The sequence below is a fragment of the Peptoclostridium litorale DSM 5388 genome (assembly GCF_900141635.1).
GTDB lineage: Bacteria > Bacillota > Clostridia > Peptostreptococcales > Peptostreptococcaceae > Peptoclostridium > Peptoclostridium litorale.
Genome location: NZ_FSRH01000004.1, coordinates 180,003 through 202,368 on the forward strand (window position 1 = coordinate 180,003; position 22,366 = coordinate 202,368).

Consider the following 22,366-nt stretch of genomic DNA (forward strand, 5'->3'; position numbering starts at 1 on the left):
GTCAGTGCCTTATATATTTTTGCATGCATCTATTTTTTTTGGCACTATTTGGCACCAAAGGGTTAAAAACAAAATATTTTTGAAGGAGGTAGAAAGATGAATTATTTCGTAGTAGCACCGATTATAGGACTTATAGCATTGTTCTTTGCATTTACTCTTGCAAATAAAATAAATGCAGTAGAAGTAGGAACTGAGAGAATGAAGGAAATATCTTCATACATCTATGAAGGTGCGATGGCATTTTTAACAAGAGAATACAAAACTCTTGTAGTATTCGTAGTAGTACTTTTTATAGTGTTGGGGGTTGGAATAGGCTGGCTTACAGCTATGTGCTTCCTAGTAGGAGCTCTTTTCTCTACACTTGCAGGATTCTTTGGAATGAAGGTTGCTACAAAGGCAAACGTTAGAACTGCAAATGCAGCTAAAGAAGGCGGAATGAACAAGGCACTTAGCATAGCATTCTCAGGCGGAGCTGTAATGGGAATGTCAGTTGTTGGACTTGGACTTCTAGGAATAGGATCGCTTTACCTGATTCTTACAGGAATGAATATAGCGCCAGAAGAGGCTGCAAAGATACTTACAGGTTTCGGTCTTGGAGCTTCTTCGATAGCACTGTTCGGACGTGTCGGCGGGGGTATATACACAAAGGCCGCAGACGTTGGAGCAGACCTTGTTGGTAAGGTTGAAGCGGGAATACCTGAAGACGACCCAAGAAACCCGGCGGTTATAGCTGACAACGTTGGAGACAACGTTGGAGACGTTGCTGGTATGGGAGCGGACCTTTTCGAGTCGTATGTAGGATCTATAATAGCTGCAATAACTCTTGGACTTATAGTTTACGGAGTTAACGGAGCAGCTTACCCTCTTGCACTTGCAGGTGTAGGTATAGCAGCTTCTATAATAGGAACTTTCTTTGTTAAAGGTGACGAGAATTCAGACCCTCACAAGGCGCTTAAAATGGGTACATATGTTGCAGGAATAATAACTGTGATAGCAGCATTCATACTTTCAAATCAGCTTCTAGGAAACATAAGTGGATTTATTGCAGTGGTTATAGGACTTGCAGTAGGTATGATAATAGGACAAATTACAGAGGTATACACTTCTGGAGAGTACAAATATGTAAAGAAAATAGCAGAGCAGGCTGAAACAGGACCAGCTACAACTATAATATCAGGACTTGCAGTAGGTATGGAGTCTACAACTTGGCCTATAATAGTTCTTGCAATAGGTATAATTGGAGCTTACACGGTTGCGGGACTTTACGGAATAGCTCTTGCAGCGGTTGGAATGCTTGCTACGGCAGGTATGACTGTCGCGGTTGACGCATACGGACCAATAGCTGACAATGCTGGTGGAATAGCGGAAATGTGTGAGCTTCCAGGCGAAGTTAGAAAAATAACTGACAAGCTTGATGCAGTTGGAAACACGACAGCGGCGATAGGAAAAGGATTTGCGATAGGATCAGCGGCTCTTACAGCCCTTGCACTTTTCGCATCATATACAGCAGCGGCAAAGCTAAGCGGAATAGACCTTACAAACCCATTTGTTATAGCAGGTATGCTAATAGGTGGAATGCTTCCATTCCTATTCTCTGCGATAACTATGGAGGCTGTTGGTAAGGCGGCATTCGAGATGATAGAAGAAGTTAGAAGACAGTTCAAGGAAATACCGGGAATAATGGAAGGAACAGCTACTCCTGAATATGCAACATGCGTTGACATATCTACATCTGCAGCGCTTAAGGAGATGCAAATACCTGGACTTCTTGCAGTTCTTTCACCTCTTGCTACAGGACTTCTTCTTGGAACAGAGGCTCTCGGCGGACTTCTTGCGGGATCGCTTGTTTCAGGAGTTCTTATGGCTATAATGATGGCCAATGCAGGCGGAGCTTGGGACAACGCTAAGAAGTATATAGAATCAGGAGCTCACGGTGGAAAAGGAAGCGAGCCTCACAAGGCTGCAGTCGTTGGGGATACAGTTGGAGACCCATTCAAAGATACTTCTGGACCATCTATAAACATACTTATAAAACTTATGACTATAGTTTCACTGGTATTCGCTCCACTTTTCGTTCAGTACGGCGGAATACTTGTAAACATGATAGGCAAGTAATGCATTTGAAATGCAAATAGAAGAGCCTCTCTTTTAGAGAGGCTTTTTTTTTATTATTGATTTTAAAAATGCATAAATATTTTACACAAATTTATTTGGGTAAATAATATAAGAAACGGGAGTGATAGCATGGAAAAGGGACTTAAGGAAAAACTGCTCCAGCTCATAAGGGAAGAGGCATATAATCCCCTTACGGCAAGGGAGTTTGCAGATATATTCGACATACATGAGTCTGAAAGGCCGCTGTTTTACGAACACCTTGACGAGATGGTCCAGGACGGGCTCTTGTACATGACTAAGAATAAAAGATACGGCCTGCCTCAGAAGATGAACCTTTTCGTAGGAAGGCTTGATGTGACCCAGAGGGGATTTGGATTCATAGAATCAACTGAGGAAGGCGTGGAAGACCTGTTTGTAGCATCATCCGACATCAACGGAGCTATGCACGGCGACAAGGTAATAGCCAGGGTAACAAAGCAGGGGGCAAAGGGAAGAAGGTCAGAAGGAGAGATAATAAAGGTAATTGAAAGGGGATACAGCACTATAGTCGGAAGGTTCGAAGTGAGCAAGAAATTTGGATTTGTAATCCCTGACGAAAAAAAATTCAACATGGACATATACGTCTCAAAAGGGCTTTCCATGAAGGCTAATGACGGGGACAAGGTTGTCTGCAAGATAATAAAATGGCCTGAAAGGGGAAGAAGCCCTGAGGGTGAAATAATTGAAATACTAGGAAAAGGCGGAGTGCCTGAGGTTGAAGTGCTTTCGATAATAAGGCAGCATGGAATACCGGAGAACTTCCCCAAAAAGGTGCAAAGAGAAGTAGATGGTATAGAAGAGACAATACCTGCGGCTGAAATCCAAAGAAGAAAAGACATAAGGGACATGACCACATTCACGATAGACGGAGCGGATGCAAAGGACCTTGACGACGCCGTGTCCATAGAGATGCTTTCAAATGGAAACTACAGACTGGGAGTCCATATAGCCGATGTTACAAACTATGTAAAGGAAAACTCAAAGCTCGACAGGGAGGCTCTTAAAAGGGGTACTTCAGTATACTTTGCGGACAGGGTCATACCTATGCTTCCTCCAAAGCTTTCAAATGGCCTGTGCAGCCTTAACCCGGATGTGGACAGGCTGGCCCTTTCGGTGTTCATGGAGATAGACAATTCTGCAAATGTGGTGAGCCATGAGATAGCCGAGACTGTCATAAGGTCAAAGGCAAGGCTCATATACGAGGATATATCAGACATACTTGAAAAAGGGGAAATGGAAGATACGGCCCATCTGTTTGAAAAGTACAGCCATATAATAGATGATTTTACCAAGATGGAGACTCTTGCAAGGCTTCTCATGAAGAGAAGAGACAATAGGGGAGCAATCGACTTTGATTTCCCCGAGGCCAAGATAATATTTGACGAGAAAGGCCATGTCGACGACATAAAAAAATACGACAGAAGGATAGCAAACAGAATAATAGAGGAGTTCATGCTAATATGCAATGAAACTGTTGCGGAAGAGTTCTTCTGGCTTTCAATGCCGTTCGTCTACAGGATACACGAGACTCCAGACAGGGAAAAGATGGAGGATTTCAACAAATTCATATCGACATTTGGATATGTTGTAAAGGGAAGCCTTGACGAGGTTCATCCAAAGGCGCTTCAGGACCTTTTACACCAGATTCGCGGTAAGAAGGAAGAACTTGCGGTCAGCATGATAATGCTAAGGTCGCTAAAGCAGGCCAAATATGCTCCAAACTGCACAGGCCACTTCGGACTTGCGGCCAAGTATTATTCGCACTTTACATCTCCTATAAGAAGATATCCGGACCTTCAGATACACAGGATAATAAAGGAGTTTCTAAACGGACAAATAGACGGCAAGAGGCAAAATGAGCTCAAGGAGATAGTGGCAAAGTCTTCGGAGCAGTCATCTCTCAGGGAAAGGGAGGCTGAAACGGCTGAAAGGGAAGTTGAAGATCTTAAAAAGGCAGAATACATGAGAGATCACGTTGGAAAGGTATACGAAGGATTCATATCGGGCGTCACTTCATTTGGAATATTCGTAGAGCTTGACAACACCGTAGAAGGTCTTGTAAGGCTTTCGTCAATGTCCGACGACTACTATATATTCGACAGTGAAAAATACACTGTAATAGGCGAACACAGGAAAAAGATGTACAGGATAGGGGACACCATAAAGGTAAAGGTGGACAGGGTTGACCTTGACAGAAGAGAAATAGAGTTTATGATGGCGTAAAATATGGCATATGTAGAGATATATAGAATCTCATAAAGTCTAAATTCGTTAATTCGTATACTGCAATATCACAGGCATGTGAAGTATAAACCCTCCGGACGTCTTATGCTTTGAAGCTGTCAGCAGCTTATGCCGCCTGCTAGCCGGGAACCTTTGAAACTCGCTGCGCTCAAACAGTCAAAGGTTCCAATCGGCGCTCATGCGCTATTTCACTGGACAGCATTTGCAAAGCTCCATAAAGCCGGACTGATTCATACCATTCACATGCTCTTTGATGAAGTTTTATATAGTATACTAAAGGGGGCGGGAGTTCGGCGCATTTCGGTTCACCAATATATCCAGCAGCAACAGAAAGTTAAATGTTATTAAAATATCATATGCAAAAAAATGTAAAAAAATTAGACTAATTACCGAACATATGTTATAATAATATTGACAAAAAAGGTGTTATATTGACAAATAGACTGCAATATGGTATATTTCTTTAGTAACTTTATTAAGAGGTGGAAAACTTATGGCAGAGGGAAAAAAGATACTGGCCACAAACAAAAAGGCAAGGCACGACTACTTCATAGAAGAAGTGTATGAGTGTGGAATAGAGCTCAAGGGAACAGAGGTAAAATCCATAAGAGCAGGAAGAATCAACCTCAAAGAGGGATTTGCGTCAGTAGACAATGCCGAGGTTTTTCTAAAGCAGGTTCACATAAGCCCATATGAGCAGGGAAACATACACAATGTCGATCCTGTAAGAGTCAGAAAGCTTCTGCTTCATAAACATGAGATAAGAAAGCTCATAGGTGCAATAAAAGAAAAAGGTTATTCACTTGTACCTCTTAGTGTGTATCTAAAAAGAGGCAAGGTTAAAGTTGAAATAGGCCTTGCAAAAGGTAAAAAGCTTTATGACAAACGTCAAGACTTGGCTAAGAAAGATGCTCAAAGAAGGATACAAAGAGAACTTTCAGCCAAATACTAATACATGGGGATGTAAAGGTTTCGACGGGGGTTTGGAGTCTAGAGTAGCGAGTCATGTTTACTCCGGTTCATGTAAAAAACTTGGGAATAAATATAATTGCAAACGATAATTACGCTTTAGCTGCCTAATCGCGGCTCGTCCTCCTAAGTGTCCCGCGAACTTAGATAGGGCGTCAAACTAGTGGGGAACTGTCTTTAGGGGTGTCTCGACCAAAAGACGGATCAATTGGGACTGGCCGAGCAAGCATTCTGTTGCTGGAAGATTTGCAAGGCGAGATTTAAAACAGCAAATACACTCGTAGAAGCTCTAGGTAAAGGGCTTTCGGACAGGGGTTCGACTCCCCTCATCTCCACCAATATTATCCACGAGAACCGCATCGGAAAAATCCGATGCGGTTTTTTAATGTCTGTCCAGAAGGGGCTATAGCTCGCCGGTGAAATGTAAAGGTGGAAAATATATGAAAAAAATGTTATCCTTATATAGCAATGATTTCGGTTTTTTTTACCATCACCACAAAGATTTTATTTGTTTATATTGCACTGCAAGGATATGGTTACAGCAAAAGGAGGAGAAAAAAATTGAAAAAAATATACTATATGTTAATGGTAGCGCTTTTAACGACTGCTGTTTTTACGGCAAATGCTTTTACATCCACGGCTCAGGAAAATGTGCAGGCCGTATGGATTGCAACAGTTTTCAGCCTGGATTTCCCAAGTACAAAAAATGATGTTGTTTCTCAAAAAAATGAGTACATAGAAAAACTGGACAAACTGAAGGCTGTCGGCATAAATACCGTAATAGTTCAGGTAAGGCCTAAGGCGGATGCGCTGTATAGTTCCAATATCAACCCTTGGTCGGATGTCCTTACCGGAGAGCAAGGCAAAGACCCCGGTTACGACCCTATGGCTTTCATGATTGAAGAGGCACATAAAAGAGGCATGTCATTTCACGCTTGGCTAAACCCGTACAGGATCACTACTTCCGGAACGGATACAAGCGTTCTTTGTGAAACTCACCCGGCCAGACTGAATCCGGACTGGACTATGAGCTATAATGATGCCCTGTATTACAATCCTGAAAAAGAGGGAGTAAAGAATCACATCGTCTTGACTGTGGAGGAAATTGTCAAAAACTATGATGTTGATGCTGTTGTTTTCGATGACTATTTTTATCCGTCAAATTATCCGCTTCCGGACGGGGAAGGCAAGGACGGAGCACTTGCCAATAGCAGAAGGCAGCATGTCAATGACATGGTTGAGCGTGTAAGCCGGGCAATCAAGAATACGAATAGCAATGTGCTGTTTGGAATAAGCCCTTCAGGCATTTGGAAAAACAAGATATCCGACCCGACGGGTTCCGATACATCGGGCAATCAGTCTTACTATTCGGTATATGCTGACACGAGAACATGGATAAAAAACGGTTGGATCGACTATGTTTCTCCTCAAATTTACTGGGAAACAGGACATAAAGCGGCAGACTATGAAACTTTGGTCAAATGGTGGTCGAATGAAGTAAACGGAACAAAGGTCAAGCTGTATATAAGCCAGGGCTTGTACAGGGAGGTTGTTGCAAAACAAATAGACACGCAGCTGAAAATAAATCAGAAATATCCACAGGTGAGTGGAAGCTGTTATTATAAACTCAAGAGTCTGCTTGAAAATACGGCGGGGTGTAAAACGAAAATAGCCTCTTTGAATTCGGCGGATACATTTGCAGCCCAAGATAGCGACATATACCTTCTGTATTCTTCAGAGAGTTCATTGAAATCCGGCGTCAGAAGCGGAACGGTTACAGCCAGTATTTTGAACGTGAGAAGCGGAGCCGGAACACAACACGCCATCGTATCCAAAATAACAAGTGGCACAAAAGTGACTATTTTAGAAGATAAGGCAGGCTGGTACAATGTCAAGCTGGGGAACGGACAGACGGGGTGGGTTATATTAGACTATTTGAATGTGAATTAAACAATCCATATGATTAGTCTGCCAATCAATCAGTTCCATGCGCTTCAAGAGGTTGCAATTAATACATAGGCAATAAAAAACCGCATTGGATAAATCCAAGCGGTTTTTTGTTGTGCGCAAAAGTAGTTTTGAATTATAAATGAGCATTTATAGAGTATGAGAAATTGACATGATTTGCAAATGTGAAATCATTTTTTCTTTTTCATAATGGCCTGGAGTATGTTAGCTATTGCCAATATGCCAACTATTGAACCGCCAATAAATCTGGCGTTGAAATCATCCAGTGCAATGAACATCCAAACAGAAATGACAAGCAGTATTGATCCGAAAACAAGCTTGTTGGAATCCATGCAAACACCTCCAGTATATACATAACATATGAAAGAGTCTCATATGTCAGGGATACCCGTTTTCTATTGTGGCAAACTGCAATCCGGCACATTTAAAGTCATTCGGTGATTAAGACAGCTTTACAGATTGACCTTTTTGTCGAAAAGATACCCTGTGAGCACAAACAGCATGGCGGCTGTCACAATATTGACTCCTATGATGGAATTGAAAAGTGAGGAGAATGATTCAGCCTGCAGGTGTTCCCAATTGCTCATCTTAAGAAGAGGCTTTGAGAGTTGGCCCATTACAAAAGAAATTACTATGAAAAATCCAAATGAAAGGGTTTTTCCATGCTTATATTTGAAAGCAGACTTTTTGAAAGAGCCATTGCCAGGTAAACCATTAGTATGAATATAATGTAGTTTGAAAACATTAACACGTATGTTTTGAACATGCTTGCAAGCATTCCGCTTGAAAGGGATGAAATCTTCATGTCCTTTTCAAGTTCCATGAATTTGAGTTTTTCAGCCGCCTTCTCCGTTGAGAAGTCGCTGAACATGTCGCTGTAGTAGTCAAGGCAGTTTTTTATTTTCATCCACTTTGGCAGATAGTTTGTTGTGGGCATGAAGGATACTACTGCTTTTGTGGCATGTGCCTTATTTTGCCAAAACCCAAGCTTTGGAGTTTCAGCATATAGAGTATAATACAAAAATATTAAAAAATACTGTATTTAATGAGAATTTAAGGAAAATAAAAGAAATGCATAAGGTTGGAATGATTAGGATGGCTGTAATAATGAACAAAAATTAGGAATCCCGGCCAGTGGGTATAATTAATGAAACACATTTTTGTAAAGGAGATGGTATCATGCGAAAAATGCTGTGCTTTATTATTGTGGCTGTAATGGGTTTCCAAATGGGGCTGGTTTCATATGCTCAAGGCATAACTGTTGAAATAGACAAAAATGCCGTAAAGTTCGATGTGGAGCCTGTCATAGAAGACGGAAGGGTGCTCGTCCCATTTAGAAGGGTGTTTGAAGAGCTGGGGCTGAGTGTAGAGTGGGATGGCAGCCTGGATATCGCCTCTGCATATGATGAGGGCACATCGCTTTCAATCAAGGCATCAAGCAGGTATGGAAGCGTCAATGGAGAGCTTTTGGAACTGGAAACGGCGGCTAAGATAGTGGATGGAAGGATGCTGGTGCCTCTCAGGTTCATATCTGAGGCTTTTGGAAATGAAGTAGTATGGGACGGGGACAAGAGGCTTGTAAGCATAACTTCAGGTTTCAAGGAGATTTCAAAAACAGATGAGCTTCCGGCGGTAGGTTCGAGGGAAAAGCTCATGGCGATATTGGAATATTCCCAAAGATTGAGCAGGTTTTATACTCAGTTCAGAGACGACATTTCTATTGAAAAGGGATTGGAGGAATCCTTTGAACCGGAGGCCGGAGATACTGAACCACCGGACTATTCTGAAACAAACATACAGGTCGAGGGTGTGGACGAGGCTGACATAGTAAAAACAGACGGGGAATATATATATCAAATCAGAAACAACAATATTTCAGTAGTAAGGGCGGACGGCGGGAAGCTTTCTCTTGAAAGCGAGATTGAGGGCAAAGACGGATTTAAAGCCAGCGAGATGTATCTGAGCGGAGAAACTCTTGCAGTAATAGGGGTCTCAAGCAGGCCTGAATTTAGAATGATGGATCAGGATGTTAAAGAAAGCATATGGCCTTATCCCGGTTCGGCGCTGAAAATGGAAGTATACGACATATCGGACAAATCGAGTCCCAAGCAGGTGAGGAGCGTAGAAATAGACGGACGCTACGTGACTTCCAGGCTTATTGAAGGCAAGCTTTACATGGTTGCAAACAAGAATATGAATGTCCTATACAGAGAAGGTGAATTTGACTACAGGCCGAGTATTTATGACAGCATAGAAGGCAGGCCTATTGAAATACCGTATGATGAGATACGCTATTTTCCGGATTCAGTGATGTCGAGCTATCTTATAACAATAGGGATAGACCTCGAAAACTTGGATAAAAGGGCCGACATAGACGCGTATCTGGGATCGGGTCAAAACGTGTACGCTTCAAGGGAGAACATGTATGTAGCTGAAACCAGATATGAATATGACTACGAACTGGACGAGTCGGGAAACAGCGAAGTCTATTATCCTGTGTACAAGGTGAATACGGACATATTCAAATTCAGACTGGACGGCGGGGATATAGACTATGTCACGAAGGGAAAGGTTGCGGGCACAGTGTTGAATCAGTTTTCAATGGACGAGCATGGCGGTGAGTTCAGGATTGCGACTACAAGCGGCGAGATATGGAGGACTGACGAGAGGACATCTAAGAACAACATATATGTTTTGGACAGGAGCATGGATGTAATTGGAAAGCTTGAGGGGATTGCGCCTACCGAAAAGATATATTCCGCAAGGTTCATTGGAGACAGGGCGTACATGGTCACGTTCAGACAGGTAGACCCGTTTTACGTGATAGATTTGAGCGACTCTGAAAATCCTGAAATACTTGGATACCTCAAAATTCCAGGATACAGCGACTATCTCCACCCCTATGACGAAAGCCACATAATAGGGTTTGGTAAGGAGACAGTCCAGACTAAGGGCGGATTCACAGTGGAGGGCATGAAAATAGGCATTTTTGATGTGAGTGACGTGGAAAGTCCGGTTCAAAGCCATGCCATTTCAATAGGCGAGCGGGGAACGGACTCGGAGATGCTGAGAAACCACAAGGCCCTTATGTTTTCAAGCCAGAAGGGAATTATGGCATTTCCCCTTACCGAGATGAGAAAAGCGGATGAGGGCTGGAGCCAGTTTTACTATCAGGGTGCATATGTATATGCGGTTGACGTTGAAAAAGGGTTCGACCTTATAGGGAAAGCAAGCCATTTGAGCAGAGAGGACTATGAAAAGGCAGGCAGCTACTGGTATGAAAGCGATAAGAACGTAAAGAGGATAATCTATATAGGGGACAATATATACACGATTTCAAGCAGCGCAATCCACTCTCATGACATGAATGACATGTCTTTTGAGGGCAAGATTGAATTTGAAAAATAATATGAAGTGAAGTCCCATTCAAGAATAAAATGGTGCACTACAACGGAAGGCGGCATTTAAAGAAAGCAGCGTCGATAAAAGCCCCCGCAGATTACACTGCGGGGGCTTTTATAATACGTCTGTTTATTTGGAGTCATTGACAAGATCGGTCAATAGATTCACTAGCATTTCTTCTTTGGATGTTTTTGATTTTTTGGCAATTATGGCCAAGGCAATATATGTTCTCTCGTCTACATTGATTATCATCGGCTGCAGTTTCTTAGTCGTTTTTTTCATTGCAGATTTGGCCTTGTCTTCCAGGGAAACAGCATCTTCACTTGCTGTTTTTAAGATGGCGTCGATTTTTGAAATCCAAACGGCTTCTTTGCGCTGTATGAGATCGTCAATGACTTCATTGATAAAAGCACTACGCTCCATGCCATTTCCAGCCGCAAGGGTTTTAAGATCGCGCTTTAAGTCCTTTGTTATGTTTAGTTTGATTTTCATTTTAGTCTCCAATAATTCATGATTTTGCTGCTATGACAGCTCTATTATTATAGCATATACGGGGCTAAGCGCCATGCATATAGAACTTTTTGAACTCCAGATATCCGTTTTTTCTCAGCTTGCATGCGGGGCAGTCTCCACAGCCGTTGCCTTTGATGGCATTGTAGCATGTGAGCGTCTCTTCCTTTATCACATCGAGCACTCCAAGGTCGTTTGCCATCTTCCACGTCTGGGCCTTGTCTATCCACATAAGCGGAGTGTGTATTTCAAACTGGTAGTCCATTGAAAGGTTAAGAGTCACATTCAGCGACTTTATGAAAACGTCCCTGCAGTCAGGATAGCCGCTGAAATCGCTCTGGGAAACCCCTGTTATTATGTGGTTTATTCCCCTTTGCTTTGCGAATACGGCGACGAAAGCCAAAAACAGCATGTTCCTTCCGTCCACAAACGAATTCGGAACCCCCTCTTCAGGTGAATCCGTATCAACGCTTATGTCTGTTCTTGTAAGGGAGTTTGGAGCGAGCTGGTTCAGAAGGCCCAGGTCAAGCGTGTGGTGCTCCACGCCGTATTTTTTGCATATGTCCCCTGCACACTCAAGCTCAAGCTTGTGCTTTTGATTGTAGTCGAACGAAACTGCTATTACTTCATTGAATCTTTCCTTTGCCCAAAACAGGCATGTTGTGCTGTCCTGACCTCCGCTGAATACCACTATTGCCTTTTCGTGATTCATAATTATACTCCTTTTTTGTCTGGCGACCATATTATTTTGTGAAGCTGAAGCTGGAGATTCACGCCGTTCATATTGTGCTTTTTCATGAATTCCACGATGTCTTCAGGCTCTATATTTCCAAATACCGGGCTGATGTATACAGCCGTTTTTTCCGATAGGTCATATTTCTTTATTATGTCGTATGCCCTTTTAAGGTCTTCGTGGCTTCCACATACGAATTTCACGGTATCTGTTCCTGTAAGAGTATCGAAATTCTCCGTGTCCATTTTATGTTCCATATTGCTTGAAGGAAGCTTGTAGTCCATTGTAAAGCTTGGGGCATTGGGAATGTCGCAAAAGTCTTCAAGAGATATGCTCCCGTTGGTCTCTATTTCAATGTAGAGCGACTTGTCATTTGAAAGCAGCTGCAAAAGCTCATGAATCCCCTGTTGCATAAGGGGCTCCCCGCCTGTAAGAGTAATATTGCGAACTCCTGTAGATTTGACATACGAGTATATATCTTCTGCGGACATTGGCTCGAAATGTACATCATCTCTGTTGGCCCATGATGTGTCGCAGTAGCTGCAGCCTAAGTTGCAGCCCGCAAACCTTATGAATATAGCAAGCTGTCCGGCGCGCCTGCCTTCTCCGTTTATGCTTATGAATTTTTCAACCACTTTTAGCATTACACTGCCTCCGTTTCTTCGTATGTCGCGCAGTTCGAAGGGGTTTCGTATACGGTTGCCCTTTTGACGTTGTATCCCCTCGACTTCATCTCGTAGAAGAAAAACGCAGAGAAGTTCTCGGCGGTGGGGCGAAAGTCGAGTTCTATTATATTGAATCCGTCCTCTTTAAGGCACTGCAGAGTATTTTCCCTCATTGTTCCCCTTTGAACCAAAAGGGCGTGGTCGCAGCTGTCTGCCATTTCCTTGACGTCTTTTTTAAGGTCTGAAAAGTCAACTACCATTCCGTCAAGCTGTCCGCCGGCTGTAAGGCTGTCCGAGCAGACCTCTATTTCAACCTTCCATCTGTGTCCGTGTATGTTGGCGCATTTGCCCTCGTATTCGGCAAGAAAATGCGCGCTGTCAAAGCTGTGTTCTGCTTTTAAAATATACATGATTTCCTCCTAAATATTCCCGTGGATAATGTTTGCGTAGTGGCAGCATCCTATTGCACCGTTGAACTGCGGATCCTCAACGCTCACTATTTCGTCGTAGTCATTTTGAAGATATATTTTTATTGCGCTGCTTTTTGCGACGCCGCCTGTCATTACAAGCCTTTTGCCCTTGAACCTTCTAAGAAGGGGCTGGAGTCTTTTGTATAGGGAGTGGTTTACTCCCGCGCACAGCCTTTCTATGCCTATGCCCTCGGCTATTTTTCCTATGAGCTCGGATTCTGAAAACACCGCGCATGTCGAGTTCAGCTCCACCGGGTTTTCGTGGTGAATGCTCATATCATGGAGCGACACCTCAAGCACATTTGCCATGTTTTCGAGATACCTTCCGCATGAAGCTGCGCATTTCTCGTTGAGCTCCAAATCTGTGGTGAGCCCTTTTTCGACCTTTACTGCCTTGACGTCCTGCCCGCCTATGTCGAGGAGTATGAAGTTCTTTAGGCCGCTTTGGTATATTGCACCGTAGACGTGGGCTTTTATCTCTATTATGGGCCTGAAGAGCTTGAGGTCTGTGTTGTTTCGCCCGTATCCCGTGGAAACTGCGGCATCTATGTTCTTTATTCCAAGCTTTTCAAGGTCCACCTCTATTTTGCCGTCAAAGTTGCAGTAGTCCCTGTAAAAGCTCATAGTGCTTATCTTTTTCTTTTGGATTATAATGCCTTTTTCCATTAGGGCTATTTTGACTTCACGGCTTCCAAGGTCTATTCCAAGTATTCTCATATTCTTATCTCCTTAAGGTCAAGCAGCATGTCTAAAAACGCCTCAATTCTAAGCTTTGTCCTTGAATCAAGTGAATTAAGCTTGTCGCCTTCAACGTTGAGTATTGGAATGTCGAGCTTTTGCTTTAATACCATGTCCTCAACCGCCCTGTGGCAAAAAGCCTGAGTGTAGTGAATGAGTGCGTCTATCTTTCTTTCGCTTATCTGCTTTTTTATGTCAACAAGTCTGAAATCCATGTCGTATGGATAGGTGTAGTCGTAGTACTGAGTGAATATGTCATCTGCATACTTCGCCCTTGGGAATGCAAACTCCCTTTGGACTTCGTTGTATACGAAGCCGGCATTGAAATTTTCGACGAATTCGTATATGTCTCCTGTCATGGGAGGAACGCCTATATAGCCGAGCCTCAGCTTTTTATGAACGGGCTGTCTTGAACTGATATCATCTACGGCCTTTTCTAGAGTGCTTTCGAAAAGGCTCATGTCTCCGTCGAAATCGCTCAGGCTTACCTGATAGAGGTGGTTTTCAAATCCAGTGGCTTTGCCGCAGCTGTATGTCAAATGGTCTATTTTTTCCGCTAGGTCTCTTATGCTGCCGAGCTTTTTTCTCATGTCTTCCACCTGTTCAAGCTTTACGCCGAAACAATCCATGAACCTTCTTATCTCCGTTTCAATATCCTCTTTTTTGTGGGAGTGCGGAAATGAGAACTGGTGAATTTTTATCCCCCTCAGCTTTAAAACCTCCAAAAGGGATTTTGTATTGGAGCAGTCCCCTTCTGTAACTCCGATTATCTCGTCTATGTCATTTTCTATACATGCTCCGTATATTCCCTTTATCCATGCGCAAAGGCTTTTGGGAAAGCCGTCCCTTTCGGCTATGTCTATATATTTTGAATAGTCATCAGACGTTATGAAAAGGTTGTTAAGGTCCACAGGAGTGTATCCGGCCGCCATTAGAACCTCTGCGGGCACTGTCGTGGTGATTCCTATCTTTTTCAATGTAATCCTCCTTCATAAAAAGGTTTGTATATGTTAATGTCCTGCTGTTTTTTTGCAACAAAAAAGGACGCAAGGCGCCCATAAACAAAAAACTACCCGGTTGGTAGTGGAGCCCTAGTTTTGTTTACAGACAGGATGGTTTCGAACTGTCCTATTATGTTTTCATACTTTTATATTTTACTACAGAAATATTTTAAAAGTCAAATTGATTTTTGGAGCGCGGTATTATACTATATATAATGGGTTATTTATATGCAAAATGGATATCAATGATAATGTGCTGGCGCAGCCGGCAATAATGTAATGGCATGGAGAGTGATTATTATGAGAATAGCTTCCATTATAGACCATACGCTTCTAAATCCTGAAGCCTCAAAGGCCGAGGTTGAAAAGCTATGCGAAGAGGCGGTTGAGCACGGCTTTGCGAGTGTGTGCGTGAATGGATGCCATGTGGAATTTGCCTGCAGCTGCATTAGGGGAAGCGGTTTACCTGTGGCTGCTGTAGTGGGATTTCCGCTTGGAGCCATGTCTACTGAGGCCAAGGCTTTTGAGACTAGGGATGCTGTCCAAAACGGCGCTGGTGAAATAGACATGGTCATAAATATAGGTGCATTAAAAGACGGTGACTACGACTATGTGCTAAAGGACATAAAAGGGGTTGTAGAGGCGGCAGGTGAAGGTGTGAAGGTCAAGGTGATACTTGAAACGTGCCTTCTTTCAAGTGAAGAGATTGCAAAGGCCAGCGCTCTTGTTGCAAAGAGCGGGGCCCACTTTGTAAAGACGTCTACAGGCTTTTCAAAGAGCGGAGCTACAGAAGATGACATAAGGCTTATAAGGTCCGTTGTAGGAGAGGATTTTGGAATAAAGGCGTCAGGTGGAATAAGGACTTACAGCGACGCAATAAAAATGGTGGAGGCGGGCGCTACAAGAATAGGTGCTAGCGCTTCTGTTGAAATTGCAAAAGGAGAGGAATAATATGGCTATATACGATAAGATAAGGGAATCTGCGGAGTACATACTGGAAAGGGTGGACAAAAAGCCAAGCATAGGGCTTATACTTGGTTCGGGCCTTGGAGAGCTTGCAAACAGCATAGAAGGGGCCAAGATGTTCCCGTACTGCGACATCCCGAACTTCCCGGTTTCAACTGTAGAGGGACACGAGGGAAGACTTGTTATTGGAGAGATTGAAGGAAAGACGGTTGCTGCAATGCAGGGAAGATTCCACTACTACGAAGGATACGACATGAGCAGCGTTACGTTCCCTGTAAGGGTCATGAAGCTTTTGGGCATAGAGACAATAATGGTTACTAATGCGGCTGGAGGAGTAAATGAAGCTTACACTCCTGGAGATCTTATGCTTATAAGCGACCAGCTGAACCTGTCGGGAGACAACCCTCTAAAGGGCAAAAATATGGACGAGTTCGGAGTCAGATTCCCGGATATGTCCAATGCATATGACAAGGAGCTTAGAGAAGTCGTAAGGTCGGTTGCGAAAAATGCAGGCGTAGAGCTTAAAGAAGGAGTTTACGCGTGCATGAGCGGACCTACTTACGAGACTCCAGCAGAGATAAGAATGCTTAGGGGCCTTGGAGCCGATGCGGTTGGAATGTCTACGGTGCCGGAGGTGATAGTTGCAATTCACAGCGGCATGAAGGTAATAGGAATATCGTGCATAACAAACATGGCGGCGGGAATACTTGACCAGCCTCTTGACCACAGCGAGGTTATAGAGACTTCCAAAATAGCAAGGGAAAAATTCATAAGCCTTGTAAGGGGAACGATAGCAGCCGTATAATATGAATTCATATAAGCTGAGAGCGCAGGGCTGTAAATAGGCTTTGCTTACAAGGATTATAGGTGATAAGGAGAAAACCTCCCGCGTAGGGCGGGAGGTTTTTCGATAACAGTATGGAAAACACTGATACATACATTCAAAAGCTGACTGGAGGCGATAACATGAGGATGTACGATATAATACAGAAGAAAAGGGACGGCGGAGAGCTTACGAAAGAGGAAATAAGCTTTTTCGTGAAGGGGTATACAAACGGCGAAATACCTGACTATCAGGCTTCGGCCCTTATGATGGCCATATATTTCAACAAGATGAACTACAACGAGACACTTGAGCTTACAATGGAAATGGCAAAGAGCGGAGACAATATGGATCTTTCGGGAATAGAAGGCGTAAAGGTCGACAAGCACAGCACCGGGGGAGTTGGTGACAAGACGACTCTTGTTGTGGCACCTCTTGTTGCGGCCGCCGGAGCTCCCGTTGCAAAGATGTCTGGAAGGGGTCTTGGCCACACCGGCGGAACTATAGACAAGCTTGAGGCATTCGACGGATTCAACGTCGGAATGAGCATGGAAAAGTTCACAAGCAGCGTAAATGGAATAGGAATCGCTATAAGCGCGCAGACGGGAAATCTGGCACCAGCAGACAAAAAGCTCTATGCTCTAAGGGATGTTACGGCCACTGTTGAAAACATATCGCTTATAGCTGGAAGCATAATGAGCAAAAAGCTTGCATCGGGAGCGGACGCCATAGTACTTGACGTCAAGTCTGGAAGCGGGGCCTTCATGAAGGATGACAAAGGGGCTTTCGAGCTTGCCCAGGAAATGGTCAGCATAGGACTTGGAGCGGGAAGGGACATGGTGGCCCTCATAACCGACATGGACCAGCCCCTTGGAAAGGCCGTTGGAAATTCGCTTGAAGTCATAGAGGCAATAGACACCCTAAATGGTAATGGGCCAAAGGACCTTGAAGACATATGCCTCCACCTGGGAGCTCACATGCTGCTTCTTTCCAAAAAGGTGGGCACTATAGACGAGGGCCTACAAAGGCTAAGAGGCGTTATGGAAAGCGGCGAGGGCATTGAAAAGCTGAAAGAGCTTGTGAAAAACCAGGGAGGAGACCCTTCATATGTTGACGACACCTCGAAGTTTAAAAAGGCAGACATTGTAAAAGAGGTGCTTTCGGAGCAGGAGGGGTATGTTTATTCGATAAAGACTGACGAGATAGGAAGGGCATCTCTTGTGCTTGGAGCGGGAAGAGAGAACAAGGAAAGTGAAATAGACCTTTCCGTGGGCCTCATAGTTGAAAAGAAGAGGGGAGACTATGTAAGAAAAGGGGATGTGCTTGCAGTAGTCCACTCAAGCAGCGCTGAAAAATTTGAAGAGGCGAGCAGGATAATAAGGGCTGCGTACAGCCTTTCAGAGGTAAGGCCCGCAGATGAAAAGCTAATAAAGGGAATAGTGGACAAGGATGGAACAAGACACATATAAACTTAATGCGAGAAGGTGAATACATGAAAATACTCATAAGGGGAGCAAATGTACTGCTCTTTGAAAATGAAGAGGCTGTGATAAAAGAGGCGGACATAGCAATTCAAGATGGGAGAATAAAAAGCGTAGGTTCTGCCAGTGCGGACTTTTCTCCAGAAAAGACAATAGATGCAAAAGGTATGATTGCAATGCCGGGTCTTATAAACACGCATACGCACATTCCAATGTCGCTTCTTAGAAACTACGCCGACGACATGGCTTTTTGGGAATGGCTGCAGGAAAAGGTATGGCCCATAGAGGCAAAAATGAACGAAGAAGACATATACTGGGGAAGCATGCTGAGCATTTCAGAGCTCATAATGTCGGGAACTACGTGCTTCAACGACATGTACAGGTTTGCAGATGTAGTCGCCAAGTCAATGGCGGATACGGGAATAAGGGGAGCGGTATCAAACACACTGTTTGACATGATGCGAAATGAAGACAGGGACTTTGAAAGGGCCATTGAGATACACAGACAGTGGCACGGAGCGTCAAACGGCAGGATAAGCACATTTATATCGCCTCACGCTCCATACACATGCTCTGACGACTACCTGAAAGGGGCGGCAGAGACCGCAAAGAGACTGGGAGTGCCTCTTCACACGCACATAAGCGAGAGCACACGCGAAGTGGAAGAGAGCATAAGGGATTTTGGAAAGAGTCCAGTACAAAGGCTTTATGACATAGGGCTTTTCGACGTCCACACAATGGCTGCCCACTGCGTCCATCTGAGTGACGATGACATGGAAATGATGAGTGAAAAAGGCGTTAGCGTTTTGAACAACCCTACAAGCAATCTAAAGCTTGGAAACGGGTTCGCACCTATTTCAAGGCTTATGGAAAAGGGAGTCAACGTATCGCTTGGAACTGACGGAGCATGCAGCAACAACAACCAGGACATGTTCGAGGAGATAAACCTTGCGGCCTTGATAAACAAGGGCGTAACAGGAGATCCTCTGGCCGTGCCTTCAAAGACCGCGGTTAAAATGGCGACTATAAATGGAGCCAAGGCAATGGGGCTTGAAAAGAGCATAGGCTCAATTGAAGAAGGCAAAAAGGCGGACATAATACTGATTGATACCGAAGAGCCTCATTTCTATCCAAAGTACAATCTAATATCGTCGCTTTCATACTGTGCGAAGGCTTCGGATGTTGACACTGTAATAGTCGATGGAAAGATACTCATGGAAAAAAGAGTGCTTACTACAATAGACATTGAAATGGTCAAAAGCAAAGTCAATGACTCTGTTAAAAGGCTTATGAGCTCGATATAGACAGCAGAAGATTCACAAAGATATATCAGACAAGCGATAATTGGATTGATTGAAAAGTGAAAAATTTGCCAGAAGTCAAAAGATGATTCCAAAATCAAATGGGGTCATCTTTTTTCATCTATTCTGCTTATTCAGATTGAGTGCTAATACAGACTGTTTTTGGATATAAATATAAAATGATACGAATTAGAATGTAGAATATGGAGGTTGAAAATATGAACTGGGTGGGTTTTGTGCGGCTTATGAAATCGATATACGACAAGGGAGTTCCTGACATAGAATGGATAGAAAAGCAGGGTCTTCTTGCAGTCAAGATAGGGCAGACATTTGCACTCAGGATAGATTTTTTGGACGAGGAAACGTGCACTCACCTTTCAAGGCTGTATTCCCACAATTCAAACATACCATCTGAGACAGTGGAAGAGCTTATAGACATGTATACGCAGGAGGGCTGGAGGGAGAACTTCGAGTATATTGAAAAAATGCCCATAGCCTCGGCTTCGGTAGGGCAGGTCCACAGGGCGAGACTCAGAAGCGGAGAAGAAGTGGTTGTAAAGCTCATAAAAAGTGATTTCACCAAAAACTTCAAAAAGGATGTCGACAGCCTTAAAAAGTTTTTAAAGACCGCAATATTTTTGTATCCCAAGCTGGACAAAGTGGCCGATCCGCTGGGGATATTAAAGAATATTGAAAAATATACGCTTGACGAACTCAACCTCATTAACGAGATAGAGCACGGCGAGATACTAAAGGGCATAAGGGACAGCAACGTGGAAAGGTATGACCTTTCAAAGCTAAAATTCCCCAAAATATACAGGGAGCTTTCGAATGAAAATATACTTGTATCCCAGTTCATACGAGGTGAGACGTTTGACCATCTTCTCCAGCAAAAAAAACTGGACTATGATAATTTGCTGGAACTTTTCCACATACATGGATTTTATGTGTTCAATATAGGGACTTTCCACGGGGACATACACCCTGGAAATATAATACTCAGCGGAGAGGATCTCTATTTTATAGACACCGGAGCTATGAGCAGCGTGGGGGAAAAAATACAGACAGGTCTTTTGAAATTCATGGAAAACCTCAGCTACTACAACTATGAGGAGTGCGCCAAGAACCTCAATGAAATGGCAGAAGTTGAAATAAATGGCAAGAAATTCGATGCCTACAGGGAAAAATTTTTAAAGCTCTATGAGGATTTCGAGGGAAAAACAGTATCCCAGGTGAGCCTTACGAGGAAAATGATGGAGACCATAAAGCTAGGCGTTAACAGTGGAATGGTTTTTGAAAAGGGTATGTATCCTATAATAAAAAGCCTCATGTATCTTGACGGAATGGTCATAAAATGCAATCCAACCGCCGTCTTGATGGAGGACATGAGAAGGTTCTTAGGAGAACTTAAAAAGTAGTGATATGGGGGATGTCATATGAATAAAAAAGTCGCAATAGTTGGAGCGGGGCCCGGCGGGCTTACAGCCGGAGTAATACTTTCAAGCAAGGGATACAGCGTAGACATATATGAAAAGCAGGACTGCATAGGCGGAAGGAATTCATCTTTTGACATGGCAGGCTTCAAATTCGACCTGGGCCCTACATTTTTGATGATGAAATTCGTGCTTGAGGAGATATTCCAGATTGCGGGCAGAAACATTGAGGACTATCTGGAAATAAGGGAGATAGACCCGCTATACAGGCTTGTGCTTCCTGGAGGACAGGAGTTTTACCCGACAAGGGACACTTTAAAAATGAAATCTGAAATGGACAAGCATTTCCCGGGTGCATTTGAAAGATATGAGGAGTTTTTAGTAGAGGAAAAGAAAAAGTTCGACGTGCTGATTCCCTGCCTTCAAATACCTTACGACTCATTTGCCGATTTTTTCAAGGGGAGGTTCATAAAGGCCCTTCCAAGACTGGATGCGCACAAGAGCCTTTTTGACCATCTTGGGAGGTATTTTGACGATGAAATTCTAAGGCTTGCATTCACATTCCAGGCGAAATACCTTGGAATGTCTCCATGGGAGTGCCCGGGCACATTCAGCATAATATCATATATAGAGCACGGCGGGGGTATATACCATCCAATAGGAGGGCTGAACCAGATTTCAAAGGCAATGGCGCGGATAATAGAGGAAAACGGAGGGAATATACACCTTTCATCCCCTATAGAAGAGATTGAAGTAAATGGCAAAAGGGCCCAAGGGCTCCGCCTTCAAGATGGAGAGACCGTAAATGCGGACTATATAGTATTGAATGCTGACTTTTCCCATGCAATGAAGCACCTGGTAAGTGAAGACTTCAGGCCGAAATATACGGACAAAAAGCTTGAAGGCAAAAGGTACTCATGCTCCACGTTCATGCTTTACCTGGGGATCGAAGGCAGCTACAGCGAGCTGCCTCACCACAACATACTGTTTGCAAATGACTACAGAAGCAACATAGAGGACATATCGAAAAGGTACGAGGTTTCAGACGATCCCTCCATATACGTGCAAAATGCGTCTGTGACCGATACAACACTTGCTCCCGAGGGCAAGTCTAGTATATATATACTGGTTCCTGTTCCAAACAACAATTCGGATTTCGACTGGGAAAGCGGCAAAGAAAAATTCAGGGACAAGGTAATTAAAATAGTCGAGGAGAGAGGAGGGTTTAAGGACCTTGGAAAGAGAATAGTTGAAGAGAGGATAATTACGCCTTTTGACTGGGAGAATGAAAAGAGCGTATACAAGGGCGCTACCTTCAATCTCGCCCACAATATAGCTCAGATGCTTGTGTTCAGGCCTCACAACAGATTTGAGGAGTTTGCAAATTGCTATCTCGTAGGAGGGGGAACTCATCCGGGAAGCGGCCTTCCAACAATATATGAATCGGGAAAGATATCTTCAAGGCTAATAATCGAAGACGGCGGAGAAAAAGCGGGGTTTTAATATTA

The 22,366-nt window shown here is 43.6% G+C and carries 19 protein-coding genes and 1 other RNA gene; 12 read left to right on the plus strand and 8 right to left on the minus strand.

Features of this window, described 5'->3' with window-relative positions; genetic code table 11:
* Positions 1–96: 96 nt before the first annotated feature.
* From BUQ87_RS05345 to BUQ87_RS05370, 5 genes are all read left to right on the plus strand, one after another.
* Positions 97–2,115, plus strand: a complete 2,019-nt coding sequence (locus BUQ87_RS05345) for a sodium-translocating pyrophosphatase (RefSeq protein WP_038263445.1) — start codon at positions 97–99, stop codon at positions 2,113–2,115.
* A 129-nt stretch (positions 2,116–2,244) separates the two neighbouring features.
* On the plus strand, positions 2,245–4,377 hold the full coding sequence (gene rnr / locus BUQ87_RS05350) for a ribonuclease R (protein WP_038263448.1): 2,133 nt from the start codon (positions 2,245–2,247) through the stop codon (positions 4,375–4,377).
* 514 nt (positions 4,378–4,891) lie between these two features.
* Entirely contained in the window at positions 4,892–5,350 is a 459-nt protein-coding gene (gene smpB, locus BUQ87_RS05360) for an SsrA-binding protein SmpB (RefSeq protein ID WP_038263451.1), read from the plus strand.
* 5 nt (positions 5,351–5,355) lie between these two features.
* Positions 5,356–5,705: a transfer-messenger RNA gene (ssrA, locus tag BUQ87_RS05365) on the plus strand.
* Positions 5,706–5,928: 223 nt separating this feature from the next.
* A complete protein-coding gene (locus tag BUQ87_RS05370; protein ID WP_052636011.1) occupies positions 5,929–7,317 on the plus strand; it encodes a family 10 glycosylhydrolase in 1,389 nt (462 codons plus the stop codon).
* 188 nt (positions 7,318–7,505) lie between these two features.
* Here the strand turns inward: BUQ87_RS05370 and BUQ87_RS15140 are convergent, their stop codons facing one another.
* The gene (locus BUQ87_RS15140) at positions 7,506–7,667 is read right to left on the minus strand and encodes a hypothetical protein (protein ID WP_159434268.1); all 162 of its coding nucleotides are present in this window, start codon (positions 7,665–7,667) and stop codon (positions 7,506–7,508) included.
* A gap of 299 nt (positions 7,668–7,966) precedes the next feature.
* A complete protein-coding gene (locus tag BUQ87_RS05375) occupies positions 7,967–8,242 on the minus strand; it encodes a hypothetical protein (RefSeq protein ID WP_143182404.1) in 276 nt (91 codons plus the stop codon).
* 272 nt (positions 8,243–8,514) lie between these two features.
* On the opposite strand from BUQ87_RS05375, the gene BUQ87_RS05380 reads away from it, so the two are divergent.
* Positions 8,515–10,743, plus strand: coding sequence for a beta-propeller domain-containing protein (locus BUQ87_RS05380; protein WP_052636012.1), 2,229 nt, complete (start codon positions 8,515–8,517; stop codon positions 10,741–10,743).
* A 123-nt stretch (positions 10,744–10,866) separates the two neighbouring features.
* Here the strand turns inward: BUQ87_RS05380 and BUQ87_RS05385 are convergent, their stop codons facing one another.
* From BUQ87_RS05385 to BUQ87_RS05410, 6 genes are all read right to left on the minus strand, one after another.
* Entirely contained in the window at positions 10,867–11,229 is a 363-nt protein-coding gene (locus tag BUQ87_RS05385; protein ID WP_038263458.1) for a hypothetical protein, read from the minus strand.
* Between the two features lie 64 nt (positions 11,230–11,293).
* Positions 11,294–11,959: a 7-cyano-7-deazaguanine synthase QueC gene (gene queC / locus BUQ87_RS05390; protein WP_038263461.1), complete on the minus strand. Its 666-nt coding sequence runs from the start codon at positions 11,957–11,959 to the stop codon at positions 11,294–11,296.
* A 2-nt stretch (positions 11,960–11,961) separates the two neighbouring features.
* Positions 11,962–12,624: a putative 7-carboxy-7-deazaguanine synthase QueE gene (gene queE / locus BUQ87_RS05395; RefSeq protein ID WP_038263463.1), complete on the minus strand. Its 663-nt coding sequence runs from the start codon at positions 12,622–12,624 to the stop codon at positions 11,962–11,964.
* The gene (gene queD, locus BUQ87_RS05400) at positions 12,624–13,055 is read right to left on the minus strand and encodes a 6-carboxytetrahydropterin synthase QueD (protein ID WP_038263466.1); all 432 of its coding nucleotides are present in this window, start codon (positions 13,053–13,055) and stop codon (positions 12,624–12,626) included. Before queD ends, queE begins: the two co-directional genes overlap by 1 nt.
* Before the next feature lie 9 nt (positions 13,056–13,064).
* Positions 13,065–13,832: an acyl-CoA dehydratase activase gene (locus tag BUQ87_RS05405; RefSeq protein WP_038263469.1), complete on the minus strand. Its 768-nt coding sequence runs from the start codon at positions 13,830–13,832 to the stop codon at positions 13,065–13,067.
* A complete protein-coding gene (locus BUQ87_RS05410; RefSeq protein ID WP_038263472.1) occupies positions 13,829–14,830 on the minus strand; it encodes a 2-hydroxyacyl-CoA dehydratase family protein in 1,002 nt (333 codons plus the stop codon). Before BUQ87_RS05410 ends, BUQ87_RS05405 begins: the two co-directional genes overlap by 4 nt.
* 324 nt (positions 14,831–15,154) lie before the next feature.
* On the opposite strand from BUQ87_RS05410, the gene deoC reads away from it, so the two are divergent.
* The 6 genes from deoC to BUQ87_RS05440 all read left to right on the plus strand — a co-directional run bounded on the left by deoC (position 15,155) and on the right by BUQ87_RS05440 (position 22,361).
* Positions 15,155–15,805: a deoxyribose-phosphate aldolase gene (gene deoC / locus BUQ87_RS05415; protein ID WP_038263475.1), complete on the plus strand. Its 651-nt coding sequence runs from the start codon at positions 15,155–15,157 to the stop codon at positions 15,803–15,805.
* Between the two features lies 1 nt (position 15,806).
* Entirely contained in the window at positions 15,807–16,625 is an 819-nt protein-coding gene (locus BUQ87_RS05420; protein WP_038263477.1) for a purine-nucleoside phosphorylase, read from the plus strand.
* Positions 16,626–16,786: 161 nt separating this feature from the next.
* Positions 16,787–18,112, plus strand: a complete 1,326-nt coding sequence (locus BUQ87_RS05425; protein WP_038264447.1) for a pyrimidine-nucleoside phosphorylase — start codon at positions 16,787–16,789, stop codon at positions 18,110–18,112.
* A 23-nt stretch (positions 18,113–18,135) separates the two neighbouring features.
* The gene (locus BUQ87_RS05430) at positions 18,136–19,428 is read left to right on the plus strand and encodes an amidohydrolase family protein (RefSeq protein WP_038263480.1); all 1,293 of its coding nucleotides are present in this window, start codon (positions 18,136–18,138) and stop codon (positions 19,426–19,428) included.
* A 215-nt stretch (positions 19,429–19,643) separates the two neighbouring features.
* Positions 19,644–20,843: an AarF/UbiB family protein gene (locus BUQ87_RS05435; RefSeq protein ID WP_038263483.1), complete on the plus strand. Its 1,200-nt coding sequence runs from the start codon at positions 19,644–19,646 to the stop codon at positions 20,841–20,843.
* 18 nt (positions 20,844–20,861) lie between these two features.
* Positions 20,862–22,361 (plus strand): phytoene desaturase family protein, encoded by a 1,500-nt coding sequence (locus BUQ87_RS05440; protein WP_038263486.1) that lies wholly within the window; start codon positions 20,862–20,864, stop codon positions 22,359–22,361.
* Positions 22,362–22,366 lie beyond the last annotated feature (5 nt).